Origin of the sequence: Phascolarctobacterium succinatutens CAG:287 (genome assembly GCF_000434895.1) — a bacterium.
Classification (GTDB): Bacteria; Bacillota; Negativicutes; order Acidaminococcales; family Acidaminococcaceae; genus Phascolarctobacterium_A; species Phascolarctobacterium_A succinatutens_A.
The window spans coordinates 13,509-27,617 of record NZ_FR892827.1 but is presented as its reverse complement, the minus strand read 5'-3'; the positions used below and the strand labels follow the sequence as shown (position 1 = coordinate 27,617).

14 protein-coding genes are annotated in these 14,109 nt (G+C 45.6%); all 14 read left to right on the top strand.

What is annotated here, in order from left to right; translation table 11 throughout:
- The first annotated feature begins 1 nt into the window (after position 1).
- The gene (locus BN587_RS10665; RefSeq protein WP_021721127.1) at positions 2–706 is read left to right on the top strand and encodes a response regulator; all 705 of its coding nucleotides are present in this window, start codon (positions 2–4) and stop codon (positions 704–706) included.
- A gap of 126 nt (positions 707–832) precedes the next feature.
- On the top strand, positions 833–1,561 hold the full coding sequence (locus BN587_RS10660; RefSeq protein ID WP_021721126.1) for a WecB/TagA/CpsF family glycosyltransferase: 729 nt from the start codon (positions 833–835) through the stop codon (positions 1,559–1,561).
- Positions 1,562–1,771: 210 nt separating this feature from the next.
- Entirely contained in the window at positions 1,772–2,404 is a 633-nt protein-coding gene (locus tag BN587_RS10655) for a phosphatidylserine decarboxylase family protein (protein ID WP_021721125.1), read from the top strand.
- Positions 2,401–3,084 carry a CDP-diacylglycerol--serine O-phosphatidyltransferase gene (pssA, locus tag BN587_RS10650; protein ID WP_021721124.1) on the top strand — a complete coding sequence of 228 codons (684 nt, stop codon included), beginning with the start codon at positions 2,401–2,403 and terminating at the stop codon, positions 3,082–3,084. The genes BN587_RS10655 and pssA overlap by 4 nt, the downstream gene beginning before the upstream one ends.
- A gap of 31 nt (positions 3,085–3,115) precedes the next feature.
- Positions 3,116–4,408 carry a glycosyltransferase family 2 protein gene (locus BN587_RS10645; protein WP_009145103.1) on the top strand — a complete coding sequence of 431 codons (1,293 nt, stop codon included), beginning with the start codon at positions 3,116–3,118 and terminating at the stop codon, positions 4,406–4,408.
- 126 nt (positions 4,409–4,534) lie between these two features.
- Positions 4,535–5,188 (top strand): HAD-IA family hydrolase, encoded by a 654-nt coding sequence (locus BN587_RS10640; protein WP_021721123.1) that lies wholly within the window; start codon positions 4,535–4,537, stop codon positions 5,186–5,188.
- A 156-nt stretch (positions 5,189–5,344) separates the two neighbouring features.
- Positions 5,345–6,976, top strand: coding sequence for an RNA-binding domain-containing protein (locus BN587_RS10635; RefSeq protein ID WP_021721122.1), 1,632 nt, complete (start codon positions 5,345–5,347; stop codon positions 6,974–6,976).
- Between the two features lie 137 nt (positions 6,977–7,113).
- Positions 7,114–8,898, top strand: a complete 1,785-nt coding sequence (locus BN587_RS10630) for a GmrSD restriction endonuclease domain-containing protein (protein WP_021721121.1) — start codon at positions 7,114–7,116, stop codon at positions 8,896–8,898.
- Between the two features lie 30 nt (positions 8,899–8,928).
- Entirely contained in the window at positions 8,929–9,096 is a 168-nt protein-coding gene (locus tag BN587_RS12110) for a hypothetical protein (protein WP_021721120.1), read from the top strand.
- Between the two features lie 184 nt (positions 9,097–9,280).
- Positions 9,281–10,078: an S-methyl-5'-thioadenosine phosphorylase gene (gene mtnP, locus BN587_RS10625; protein ID WP_009145105.1), complete on the top strand. Its 798-nt coding sequence runs from the start codon at positions 9,281–9,283 to the stop codon at positions 10,076–10,078.
- A gap of 9 nt (positions 10,079–10,087) precedes the next feature.
- Positions 10,088–11,134, top strand: a complete 1,047-nt coding sequence (gene mtnA / locus BN587_RS10620; RefSeq protein ID WP_021721119.1) for an S-methyl-5-thioribose-1-phosphate isomerase — start codon at positions 10,088–10,090, stop codon at positions 11,132–11,134.
- Between the two features lie 33 nt (positions 11,135–11,167).
- The gene (locus BN587_RS10615; RefSeq protein WP_021721118.1) at positions 11,168–12,412 is read left to right on the top strand and encodes an adenosylhomocysteinase; all 1,245 of its coding nucleotides are present in this window, start codon (positions 11,168–11,170) and stop codon (positions 12,410–12,412) included.
- A gap of 2 nt (positions 12,413–12,414) precedes the next feature.
- Entirely contained in the window at positions 12,415–13,092 is a 678-nt protein-coding gene (locus tag BN587_RS10610) for a class II aldolase/adducin family protein (protein WP_021721117.1), read from the top strand.
- Positions 13,093–13,184: 92 nt separating this feature from the next.
- On the top strand, positions 13,185–14,109 hold a 925-nt coding region (locus BN587_RS10605), incomplete at its 3' end, for an amidohydrolase (protein WP_303684976.1).

Here is a 14,109-nt window from a genome sequence, read left to right as displayed (position 1 = left end):
GATGATTAACGTGTTAGTTGTAGAAGATGACCCGATGGTTGCCCAATTGCATGAGCACTATCTTAGCCAGATCAAGGGGTTTCAGCTGTGTGATATTGCCGGCAACGGAGATACTGCACTGAAGCTGCTGCGTCAGAACAAATACGATTTAATCATTCTTGATGTCTTTATGCCTACTATGGATGGTTTACAGCTTTTGGCTAAAATACGCGAGAATGGTTATGATGTAGATGTTATCATCGTTTCGGCAGCAAACGATAAGGATAAAATTAAGCTGGCGCTGCGTTTAGGCGCTGTTGATTATATTATTAAGCCCTTTGAGTTTGAACGCTTTAACCTTGCACTGAATAATTATCTGAAGCGTTATCAGATTGTTGAGGAGCAGGGCGTAATTAAGCAGGCTGACCTTGACACTACTATTATGCGTCAGGAAAATCAGGTTGCGGTAACTTTGCCCAAGGGACTTGATAAAAACACCTTAGGCACTGTTTGGGATTGCATCTGCGGTATTGACGGCATGTTTACTACCGAAGAGGTGGCAGGCATGGTGGGAATTTCCCGCGTTTCTATCCGTAAATATCTGGAGTTTTTGAAATCCCTGCATCTGCTGAAGCTGGATTTGCACCGCGGCAGCGTTGGCAGGCCGGTCTACAAGTATCTGTGCCTTGACAAGCAGAGCGATGTGCTGAAGGCATATATACAGTAAAGCAATTCAGGTGAACCCTCGGCAGTATTTGTCTGAGGGTTCGCTTTTTCTTATACAAATTTGAAATAATCGTTAAAGTAGTGTACAATAGTAGTATTATTATGCAGAAAAGAGGGGGCAAAACATATGCAAGACCCGATTAAAATATTAGGCGTGCCTGTACACGCAATGACTATGCAGGAGGCAGTGAAAACACTTGAAGAAAGAATGCTCGCCAAGGAGCAGACCTTTGTTGTTACTGCCAATGCCGAAATCATCATGATGTGCCAGGAAAACGCAGAGTATCAAAAAATAATCTGCGAGGATGCGGAGCTGGTGCTGCCCGACGGCGCCGGTGCCGTGTGGGCAGGCAGACACCTTGGCTACAAGGTGCCGGAGCGTGTAGCAGGCTTTGACCTGTATAACGAGCTGTTGGATTTATCGGCGCACAAGGGCTACAAGGCGTACTTCTTTGGCGGTAGCCCTGGCGTTGCCGAAGCTGCGAAGGCGAAGGCCGAGGAGCTTTATCCGGGCGTACAGGTAGTAGGCTGCCACAACGGTTACTTTAAGGATGAGGATGTGCCGCAGATTATTGCGGACATCAACGCCAGCGGTGCAGATATGCTTTTCGTTGCCTTGGGCGCACCGAAGCAGGAGAAATGGCTGGTGGCACACCGCGCGGAGCTTAATGCAAAAATTCTGATGGGCATCGGTGGCAGCTTTGACGTGCTCGCCGGCAAAATGGAGCGCGCACCAAAATGGATGCAGGATGCTTCTTTGGAATGGGCCTTCCGCCTGTACAAGCAGCCAAGCCGTTTTATGCGTATGATGGCACTGCCTAAGTTTGTAATCAAGGTAATGGCATCCAAGTTCTGATACATACCGAAAAACGTTGTGCTTGCCGAAAGTGCTAAGAATTTTACACTTATATAGACAAAAGCAGGTTGGTGTATTATAATAAAGTGATGGAAGTAGCATTCCATCACTTTTTATATCCGCAAAAAACAGACTGCACAGTCAGTTTGGAAATGTTTACTGATTTAAGCTGAAATCAAAAGAAATATTCGCAGGAAAGCGAGGCTTTATATGTTTATTGTAAAAGATGGTTATATTTTTGTTGGTGTTTCTCTGTTGGTGGCTGCAATAGTATATTATTTCTTCGGCGCTGTGTGGGCCGTAATCCCCGTAGTGCTGGCGTTATACTTTGCCTACTTCTTCCGCGATTTTCACCGCGTTACGCCTTATGATCCCAACATTCTGTATTCGCCTGCAGACGGTACGGTAATGGGCGTAGATGAAATTTTTGATGATGAATATCTCAACGAGCCTGCGACTAAGGTAACTATCTTCCTTTCCGTATTCAACGTGCACACCAACCGTGCGCCGCTCGACGGTGAAATCAAATATCAGCGCTATACCTGCGGTCAGTTCGTGCCTGCATATGAGAAAAACGCTTCTTTCGAAAACGAGCGTCATGCTATCGGTATGGATAACGGCCGTATGCGCTTCCTGGTAATCCAGATTGCCGGTCTGCTGGCACGCCGCATCGTTTCCTGGGTAACTGTAGGAACCAACCTCAAACAGGGCGAAACCTACGGCATGATCAAATTCGGCTCCAGCACGGAGCTGGTTGTGCCCAGAAATGTTGAAATCACCGTTAAGAAAGGTGATAAGGTTGTTGGCGGTATTACCGTAGTGGGGAGGGTTAAAGAACAATGAACTGGCGTCGTCTGATTCCGAACAGCATCAGCTCTGCGAGCCTTATTTTCGGTGTGCTGTCTATCTTTAAAACTATCGAGGGTGATTTCTTCCTTGCCCCCGTTTTCATCGTAATCGCTGTGATTTTTGACTCTATGGATGGCCGTGCTGCCCGCGCTCTTGGCGTTGGCGGCGGTGACTTCGGCAAAGAGATGGATTCTCTTTGTGATATGTGCTCCTTCGGCGTTGCGCCTGCCATCATGATTTATATGTATGGTCTGCAGGATCTGGGCCTTGCAGGTCAGGTTATCGCCGCACTCTTCGCTGTGGGCGGCTGCCTGCGTCTGGCACGCTTCAACTGCAATACCGGTGTTGTACATGGTTATTTCCAGGGTATGCCTATTCCGGCAGGTGCCTGCTTCTTGGCAACCTATGTTGTTTCCGGCTATCAGTTCGCTCCGGCTGTGCTGGCAGCAGTTACTCTTGTAATTGCCTGCATCATGTACAGTGAGGTCAAATTTCCGGATTTCAAGGGCAAGGGTAATCCTATGTACCGTCTGCCTGTAATTATTGCCGTAATCGTCGGTGCCGTAATGCTGTACGAGCGTCCCGGTGCGTGGCCGTTTGTAGCAATGTTCACCTATACGCTGGCAGGCATTGTAAACCATGTTTACCGTGCTCTTACAGGTAAGAACAAATAATTTGCCGTTAGGGGAGTAAAGGAGATTTTTGATGTATACAGCTTTTGATATAATCATGATACCTTTGCAGCTATTGATTATATTTTTTACGCTCTACTACTTTTTTGTTTCTTGGTTCGGCCTGTTCGGCAAGAAGAAGGAAGTTAAGATATATAATGAAAGCAAAACCTTTGCCTTGATTGCCTGCGCGCATAACGAGGAAAGAGTTATTGCTCAATTAGTAGATAACCTGCGCCGTCTGAATTATAATGACGCTTTATATGATATCTATGTTGTTGCAGACAACTGCTCGGATAAAACTGCGGAGGTTGCACGCAAGGCCGGCGCGCTGGTGCATGAGCGCTTCAGCGAAACCGGTAAGGGTAAAGGCTTTGCTCTCGCGTGGATGTTCGACAGACTGTTCAAGCTGGATAAGAAATATGATGCCGTTTGCGTTTTCGATGCCGATAACCTAGTGCATCCTAACTTCCTGCAGGAGATGAACAGCCGTCTGTGCAACGGCGAACGCATTATCCAAGGTTATATGGATGCCAAAAACCCGACTGATACCTGGGTAAGCGGCGTATTTGCGATTTCCTTCTGGATTGTTAACCATGTATGGAGCCTGGCAAAGTATAACATGGGCCTTTCCTGCTGTCTTGGCGGTACCGGCATGTGCTTTGATACCGAGGTGCTGAAGCGTTACGGCTGGCGTGCAACCTGCCTGACCGAGGATATGGAGTTCACCATTCAGGCGATGATGGAAGGCATTCCTACAACCTGGGCGCATGATGCAATCATATATGACGAAAAACCGTTGACCTTCAAGCAGACCTGGAACCAGCGTAAGCGTTGGTCGCAGGGCCACTTTGACGTTGCGGACCGCTATCTCATCCCGATGATCAAAAAAGCAATCAAGACACGTAATATCGTCATGCTGGACTGCTCTGTGAACCTCATTCAGCCGTACTTCCTGATGATTTCCACGTTCTTCGTGCTTTGCAGCTATATTTATAACTTCTATCCGTTCTACACCAATATCCTGTATACCATTATTCCGGTAGAGGTTTGGACTCTGGTTGGTATCGGCCAGTATATTTTCCCGGTAGCGGTACTGTGGAAAATCCGCGCTTCCTTCAAGTCCTGGATGTATCTGCTGCTGTATCCGCTGTTTATTTACAGCTGGATTCCTATTACAGCACTTGGCTGGTGGCACCGCCATGACCATGAGTGGAGCCATACGCTGCACACCCGCGGCATCAGCTTTGACGATGTAATTATTCCCGAGGACGCAGTAAATGACGGTCCTAAGGAAGTAGTCTTTGCGAAAAAAGACGAAAAATAAGATTTATAAGCACTTCTGCGTAAGCTGGAGTGCTTTTTTAGTGCGCAAAGGCAGGTAAATATGATATAATAAATTTATTATGCTTATGCAAATTTTATGAAGATGAGCTAAAAGAGCGGAGAGGATATGAAGATGCAGATTAAGGGAATACTTTTTGATTTTGACGGCACCATTGCCAATACCATAGATTTGATTATTGCCACCTTTGAGCACACCTGTCAGGAGGTGCTGGGCTTTACACCGGAGCGTGAAAAGATTGTGGCTACCTTCGGCCTGCCGTTGCCGGAGGCAATGATTGCGCTTTCCGGTAAGCCGGAGCTGGTGGAAACTATGCGCGACGCTTACAGAGAATATAATAACGCACATCACGATGATATGATTCGTTCTATCCCCGGCGTGAAGGAAACACTGGAGCAACTGAAGGCACAGGGCATTAAGCTGGCAGTGGTTACCTCTAAGAAGCCGCCGATGCTGCGCCGTGGGCTGGACTGCCTGCAGCTGACGCAGTATTTTGATGCGACTGTTGCCTTGGGCGATACAAAGGAGAGCAAGCCGCATCCCGAGCCGATGCTGGCAGCCTGCGCCAAGCTGGGCCTGCAGCCGGAGGAGTGCCTGTGCGTCGGCGACAGTCCTTTCGATTTGCAGAGCGGACGTAGTGCGGGGGCGAAAACCGTTGCCGTGCGCTATACGGCCTTTGGCTGGGAGAAGCTGCTGGAGGAGGGCAGGCCGGATTTTGTGATTGCAAGGCCGCAGGAGCTGTTGGAGATAGTGGGGAAGTAATTAAAGTTTTTGATGCAAATATATTTGTTAAAACTATTTTTATCGAGTATAATGGACTTAAGAAGTTATGTGTTATATACGTTAACAAGAAATTTCTTTCAAGAATATTTTTAAAGCTATTTTTATTATAAATTGCTGATTTGAAGGTGAGTTCCTATGCTAGACTTTTTTAACATCGAAAAATACAAAGAAAATAATCGTTTGGAAGCAAAAGCGGCTGCCGTTGGCCTGCCGAAGAGTTTGTGGGCAACTTATTCTGCATTTGCTAATACTAATGGTGGTATAATTTTACTTGGTGTTACAGAAGATGCGCAACATCAGTTGCATGTTGAAGGTGTAAATGATGCTGATACATTAGTAATAGACTTTTGGAATATCATCAACAATCAAAGCAAAATCAGTATCAATGTCCTTAACGATAAAGATGTTATAGTTCGTGAATTCGACGGTAAAAAGATCATTATTATTAGTGTACCGCGCGCGCAGAGATATGATAAGCCTATATACCTTGATGGTAATTTGTTTTCGTCATACAAACGCAATGGCGAGGGTGATTATCGCTGTACCAAAGAGGTTATTCAGGCAATGCTGCGCGATGCTTCGCCTAAAACACAGGATATGCTTGTGTTAGGAAACATGAATTTAGATGTCTTTGATAAAGATACTATTAAACGTTACCGCATAAGAATGCAGGGGATAAGACCGGGGCATGTTTGGGAAGCACTTGAAGATGTTGATTTTCTCTATCGTATAGGAGCAGTCGGCAGAGATGCTGATGGTAAATTACATCCTACTGCTGCAGGCTTGTTGATGTTCGGGTACGAGTATGAGATTGTAAGAGAATATCCGCATTACTTTTTGGATTATCGCGAAAAGCTGGATGATGATACTCGTTGGAGTGATAGGTTTGTTTCTAGTTCCGGTGATTGGAGCGGTAATATATATGATTTTTATTTCCGTGTATATAACCGCATTGCTCAGTCTGTTAAAGTACCGTTTGCTTTAGACGGGATAAGTCGCATTGATGATACAGAATTGCATAAGGCTTTAAGAGAGGCTTTGGCAAATACCTTAATCAACGCTGATTACTATGGAAATACAGGTGTTGTTATTGAAAGAAACATTACCAGTATAACGATGACTAATGCCGGTACATTCAGAATAGATTTAGATGAAGCAATAAATGGCGGAATTTCCGATCCACGTAATTCCGGCTTAATAAAGATGTTTAGTCTAATAAATATAGGCGAACGTGCTGGCAGTGGTTTACCTATGATCTTTAAAGCTTGGACAGGTACTGATTTTGCTATGCCGGATATTACAGAAAAGGAAAATCCTGACAGGGTATGCTTGATATTACCTGTTGATAGTTTGGGAGAAGTTGGGCTGACGAGTGCCCAATGTCCTAATAAAAATGCAAATGAAGGCTCTGATGTCCTAATAAATGAGTCGACAGTGCCGGATACTAAGGAAACAGTGCCGGATATTGAGCAAACAGTGCCGGATACTAAGCAAGCAGTGCCGGATACTGAGCAAGCAGTGCCGGATACTGAGCAAACAGTGCCAGATAGTGAGCAAACAGTGCCGGAAGAAAGTAAGGAGCAAAAAGCTTTAATATTGTCCTATATTAAGCATAATGAAATTATTACTGCAAAAATAGCAGCAACTATTCTTAATGTTAAGCCTAGAAGAGCAAGAACCATATTGCGTGATATGCAGATTGAGGGAATTATAAAAAGAGTTGGTGCAGCAAGAAGTATAAAATATGTATTGCAGACTGAAAAATAATTTACGAAATAGTTTACATTCGGTTTTTTTACCGTTTTAACAAATTATAATTAAAAAATCAATTGTTGACTATATGTATATTTTGTGCTATTTTGAAAGTACATAAATACCTAGCATAAGAAACAGAGGGTTGATATATGACAAAGGAGCTTTTTAAAAACATACCGAGTAAAGTCGGAGATTTAGTTAGAGATGTAAAATCCGGTCGCATAGGCCTTCCTGATTTGCAAAGACCTTTTGTATGGCAAGACAGCAAAGTAAGAGAGCTTTTTGACTCTATGCTTAGGGGATACCCCATTGGATATATTATGCTGTGGGAATCACCGACTAATTATGAAAGCAAAAAAAATTCTATTGGTTCTAATGACAAAACCTATGTAGAAGCAAAAGAATTGGTGATTGACGGACAGCAAAGATTGACAGCACTTGTAGCATCTATGTATGGTGTAAAGATTGTGGATAAGAACTTTGCTGAACATGAAATAAGAATTTCTTTTAATCCATTGACAAGAGAATTTGCAGTCTTTACTTCTGCATTAGAAAAATCACCAGAATGGATATCCAAGGTATCAGATGTATTTCTTGCTAAGGAAAATAATACAATCAGTACATTGAGAAGACGATATATAAGAGAGTTAAATGAAAGCAGAGAGAAAAAAGATATGGATTGTCTTACAGATGCAGAAGAAGATTTAATCGAAAATAATATAAACGCACTGCTCAATTTAACAGATTATTCACTGCCTACGCTTGAAATCAGCTATGATGCACCGGAAGAAGATGTTGCAGATATCTTTGTTCGTGTAAATTCTGGTGGACAAAGCCTTAATGAAAATAATTTTATACAAACATTGATTTCTGTATATGAAAATTCGACTAATGACTGTATCAATCAATTTTGTAAAGAATCAAGAATTCCTCGTGACGGAACATCCTATAATAATATTTTAACAGTCGAGCCATCTCATTTGATTAGAATGGCTGTCGGAGTAGGTTTTAGAAGAGCTAGGCTACGTTATGCTTATATGTTATTGAGAGGTAAAGACTTAGATACTGGTAAATACTCGTCTGAAGAAAGACAAAAAAATCTTGATACTTTCAAAGCTGCATTAGAAAAAGTAATGAACCTCAATAATTGGCATTCGTTCCTCAATATTATTGGTGAAGCGGGTTACATCAATAAAAACCAAATATCTGCAAAAAATGCTGTAATTTTTAGCTACATCTTATATCTTATTGCGAGGTATGATTTTAACGTAACTGCTATGCAGCTTAAAAATATTATCAGTAAGTGGTTTTTTATGGGTACAGTGACTTCGTTCTATACGGATTCTACGGAAAGCACTGTTGAAAAGCAATTTGCTGATTTACGTAGTATTAAAAATGCTGAGGAGTTCATTGCATATTTGGAAGAAACTATTTCTGCAAGATTCAGTGATGATTACTTCAATATTACGCTTCCGAATGAGTTAAACAGTGCATCAGCAAATTCTCCTGCATGGAATGCTTACATTGCTTCACAAATTGTCTTAAATACTCCTATGCTATTTAGTACATCACAGTTGGCAAAATATTTTGTGCCAGGAGCAAGCGGTAGTAAAAATGCAATTGATAAGCATCATATTTTTCCTAAACATTATTTAACGCAACTTGGTTACACAACAGACAGAGATAGAAATCAGATTGCAAACTATACATATCTTGATTATACAACTAATATTGATATTTCAGATAATGCACCTGAATTTTATGTTGCAAAGTATAGAAATAAGTTAGGCGAAGATGATTATAAGAAATCATGTGCAGAGCATGCATTGCCGTTAAATTTTGCCGAATTAGATTATATGGAGTTTTTACGACAAAGAAGAATACTGATGGCTAAAGTAATTAAGCAAGCTTATCTTAAGCTTTGCCAGCAATAAAATTTAAATTATTATAAGGAGATGCTAAAAATGGATGATATTCAAAAACAGATTGAAGAATTAGAAGAAGAACAATGCGTTGAACTTCTGGTCAAGGAAGTTGAAGAAAGAGTAACATATCAATGTTTATATATTCTTTCTAATTGTAATACTTTAGAAGAAGCTAATAAGAAAATAAGAGCATTGCTTAAAAGTTAACCCACACCCACTTCGCACTCTCACACCTGCTGAGAGTGCTTTTTCTTTACTCTTTAAATTATGCCTTATTTATGGTATTATATAATAGAAAAAGTGTGGAGAATCTGCATAGATATTATGCGTAATAACATACTTCAGCAAACAGTTTTCATTATCACATTTAACTATAAAGGAGGCAAAGCATATGCGTAAAATTGCTATCATCGGCGGAACCGGTATTGATAATCCCGATACCCTGAAGGGATTCGAAAAAAAAATTATAGAAACACCGTTTGGTAAGGCTTTGTGTAACATCGGCACAATGAGCGGTAATCAGGTGGTTTTCGTAAGCCGCCACGGCGTAGACCATTCCGTGCCGCCCCACAAGGTAAACTATCGCGCCAACATCTGGGCAATGAAGAGCCTGGGAACGGAGGAGATTTTTGCTACTACCGCAGTTGGCTCCCTCAACCCGGAGATGAAGGCAGGTCACTTCGTAGTTTGCGACAACGTGCTGGACTTCACCAAGAGCCGCATCAACACCTTCTATGATTCCCCCGAGCGTGGTGTAGCGCACTGCGATTTCACCTATCCGTATTGCCCGACTTTGCGCGAGAAGGTTATCAAATGTCTGGAGAAAACAGATATTACCTTCCATAAGCACGGTGTTTATGTTTGCACCGAAGGCCCGCGCTTTGAAAGTGCTGCCGAAATTAAAATGTTCGCTATGCTGGGCGGTGACCTGGTTGGCATGACCAATATGCCTGAGTCTATTCTGGCGCGTGAGGCAGAGATGTGCTACACTAACTGCTCCATCGTTACCAATATGGCTGCCGGCATTTCCCCGACGCCGCTTTCTCATAAAGAGGTTTGCGACGCTATGGCACTCAGCATTAAGAATATGGAAAAGCTGATTCTGTCCTTCATCGCTTATGAAGAGCCGACTGAGGCGAAGTGCAACTGCCATCACGCTATGCAGGAGTTCGGCGGCTTTAAGCTATAAGAGGTTGTTATGGTAGAAACTATGCGTTGGGAGCAGGGGAGCCTGGTGCTGTTGGACCAGACTTTGCTGCCGCAAAAGATAGAATGGATTACCTGCGTGGATTACAAGCGCGTGAAAGTGGCGATTGAACGCTTGGAGGTGCGCGGTGCTCCGGCAATCGGCGCTGCCGCTGCCTTCGCTATGGTGCTTGGTGCGCGCGAGGTTGCGGACAAGCCTGACTTTTTGGGTGCGCTGGATGCTGTGCGCGCAGATCTGATTACTGCGCGTCCGACGGCGGTAAACCTAGCGTGGGCGGCAAATCTGCAGTATGCGTTGGCTGTGCGTCTGAACAGCGAGGACAAGTACCCTGCGGCGATTATCAAGGCGCTGGAGGAGAAGGCCGAGCAGATTTATGCGGACGATATAACCATGAATAAGCGTATGGGCGAATACGGCGCTGCTGTGCTGCCTGACGCTGCCGTAGTGCTGACGCACTGCAACGCAGGCGCACTGGCAACCTGCGGTTGGGGCACGGCGCTGGGCGTTATCCGCAGTGCTTACGCGCAGGGCAAGCTGAAGATGGTTTATGCCGACGAAACACGTCCGCTGCTGCAGGGTGCGCGCCTGACGGCGTTTGAGCTGTTTAAGGACGGCATCCCGGTTACGCTGATTACCGATAATATGGCAGCGTGGACCATGCGCACGAAGGGCGTGAACGCTGTTGTTGTCGGTGCCGACAGAATTGCGGCCAACGGCGACACGGCGAACAAGATCGGCACCTATGGCGTGGCATTGGCGGCGAAGGCGCACGGGATTCCGTTTTACATCGCCGCACCGACGAGCACCTTTGATTTTTCCATTGCTACAGGTGCGCAGATTCCTATCGAGGAGCGCAAGGCCGACGAGGTACGTCATTTCCGCAGCGAGCAGACTGCGCCTGAGGGCGTGGCAGTGTTTAACCCTGCGTTTGACGTGACACCGGCCGAGCTTATCACCGGTATTATTACCGAGCATGGCGTGCTCAAAGCGCCGTATACAGAAAGTATTAAGAAATTGCAGGCTCTTTTAAAAGACTAAAGAGCATATATTTAAAGGAGGATTTTTAGATTTATGCAAAGCATTATTAAAGACATCAAATTGGCACCGTTAGGTCATCAACGTATCGCGTGGGCAAAGGAATATATGCCCCTGCTGAACCATCTGAACGATGAATACAGCAAAACTAAGCCTTTCCAAGGCATCAACATGGTTGTAACCATTCATCTGGAAGCAAAAACCGCTTATCTGGCACTCGTGCTGAAGAACGCAGGCGCTAATGTTGTTGTTACCGGCAGCAACCCGCTTTCCACTCAGGACGAAATTGCCGCAGCACTGGTTGACAGCGGCGTAACCGTTTTCGCAACCCATGGCTGCACCAACGAAGAATATGATATGTATCTGCGCGAAGCTTTAAAGAGCGAACCGCAGCTGATTATTGATGACGGCGGCGATTTGGTTAATATGCTCCACGGCGAACGTCGTGACCTGATTCCTAACCTGATGGGCGGCAGCGAGGAAACCACCACCGGCGTACATCGTCTGAAGGCTCTGGCTGCAGCAGGTCATCTGGCATTCCCGATGATTGCCGTTAATGATGCTTACTGCAAGTATCTGTTTGATAACCGTTACGGTACCGGCCAATCCTCCTGGGATGGTATCATGCGTACCACCAACATGTCCGTAGCAGGCAGAACCGTTGTTGTTGCAGGCTATGGCTGGTGCGGTAAAGGCGTTGCTATGCGTGCCAAAGGCTTGGGCGCTAACGTTATCGTTACCGAGGTTGATCCGATTAAAGGTATCGAAGCAGTATTTGACGGCTTCCGAGTAATGCCGATGCAGGAGGCTGCTAAGCACGGCGATATCTTTGTAACCGTAACCGGCTGCAAGGACGTTATCACCAAACCTCATATGGAGGTTATGAAGAACGGCGCTGTTATGTGCAACGCAGGCCACTTCGACGTAGAAATCAACAAACATCATCTGGAGGAGCTTTCCGTAGTTGCTCCGTATGAAGTACGCAAAAATATCATGACCTACACCATGGCTGACGGACGTAAGCTGAACCTGCTGGGCGAAGGCCGTCTGGTTAACCTTGCTTGCGGCGACGGTCACCCGATTGAAATCATGGACCTGTCCTTCGCTATGCAGTTCCTAGCTATGAAATATCTGCTCGACCATAAGGGAGCAATGGAAAACAAACTGTATGTGCTGCCGGAAGAGCTGAACACCGAAATCGCTGCTCTGAAGCTGCAGGCTATGGGCGCAGGCATCGACACCCTGAGCGATGAGCAGAAGGCATATCTGGCTGCCGAATAATCATGAAAACGCAGTTATTTGCTAAAGAAAGTGCATGTGCCGCCATTGTGGAAACAGGCCATGCGCTGATTGAAAAAAAGCTCGTTGCAGGCTCCTGGGGCAATATCAGCTGCCGCATTGATGCGCAGAATATTGCTATCACACCCTCCGGTCATGGTTATGAAACGCTGACGCCCGAGGACGTTGTCATTATCAACCGTGATGGCGAAGTTGTTGAAGGCAAGCACATTCCTTCCTCCGAACTGAAGGTGCACACCGCTATTTACAACGCTTATCCCGAGGCTGGTGCCGTAATCCATACGCACAGCATTTATGCCAGTGCACTTGCGGCTATGCATCAGGGAGTGCCGGCGATTATCGAGGATATCGTGCAGATTATCGGCGGCAGGGTGGAGTGCGCTGAGTACGCTCTCTGCGGTACACAGGAGCTGGCGGAGAACACCGTGCGTGCGCTGAACGGCAAAAAGGCTGTGCTGCTGGCCAACCATGGCGCTGTGTGCTGGGGCAAGAATTTGGCAGAGGCACTGCTTGCTGCCGAAATTCTGGAAAAGGCGGCGCAGATTGCCGTAATCTGTGCAGGCACCGGCAATAAGGTGTACGAGCTGAGCTGTGAGGACGTGGACGTGATGCATGATTTTTACGAAAAGCATTACTCCAAACGTCAGCAGGGCGAAGAGTAGACAACAATAATATCACTGTCATTTGCCTACCTAAGCATTAAACAGGGAGGCAGGACTTAATTTATACCAATATACCAAGGAAGTGAAATCTTTTGGCTAAGCTACTGATTAAGAATATCGAGCTTCTGCATACTCCGAACGGTGAAATGCAGAATATCGCCGTTGAAGATAATAAGATTGTTTATGTAGGCAAGGACGTGCCTGCAGACTTTGCTGCCGACGAAATCGTGGACGGCAAGGGCAAACTGGCTACTGCCGGCATGGTCAACACCCATGGCCACGTTTCTATGACGCTGCTGCGCAGCTATGCCGATGACATGGCGCTTATGGACTGGCTGCAAAACAAAATCTGGCCGATTGAAGACAAGATGGATGCTAACGACATCTACTGGGGCGCAATGCTGGGCATCGTAGAAATGCTGAAGGGCGGTACTACCTGCTTTGCAGATATGTACGCCTTCATGGAGGATGTTGCGCGTGCCTGCGCCGAAACCGGCATCCGCGCTAACCTCAGCCGCGGCCTGATCGGCGTAGCGCCGGACAAGGACGTAAAGCTGGCAGAAAACACTGTGCTGGCGAAGAACTGGCAGGGCTATGACAATGGCCGTATCCGCATCACCTACGGTCCGCACGCTCCGTATACTTGTCCTGTTGATTATCTGGAAAAGGTTATTGCCGAGGCTGCTGCCAACAAGGCAGAAATCCAGATGCATCTGTGCGAAACTAAATTTGAGGTTGATACCGTTGTCAAAGAGCATGGCATGACACCGATTCAGCTGATGGATAAGCTGGGCATGTTTGAGCTGGGTACCATTGCTGCGCACTGCGTACACCTGACCGACGAGGATATGGATATCATGGCTACCAAGCACGTGCGTGTAGCGCATAACCCGCAGAGCAACCTGAAGCTGGCAAGCGGTATCGCACCGGTAGCGGCAATGCTGAACAAGGGCATTTGTGTTGGCCTGGGCACGGACGGCGCATCCAGCAACAACAATCTGGATATGCTGGAGGAAT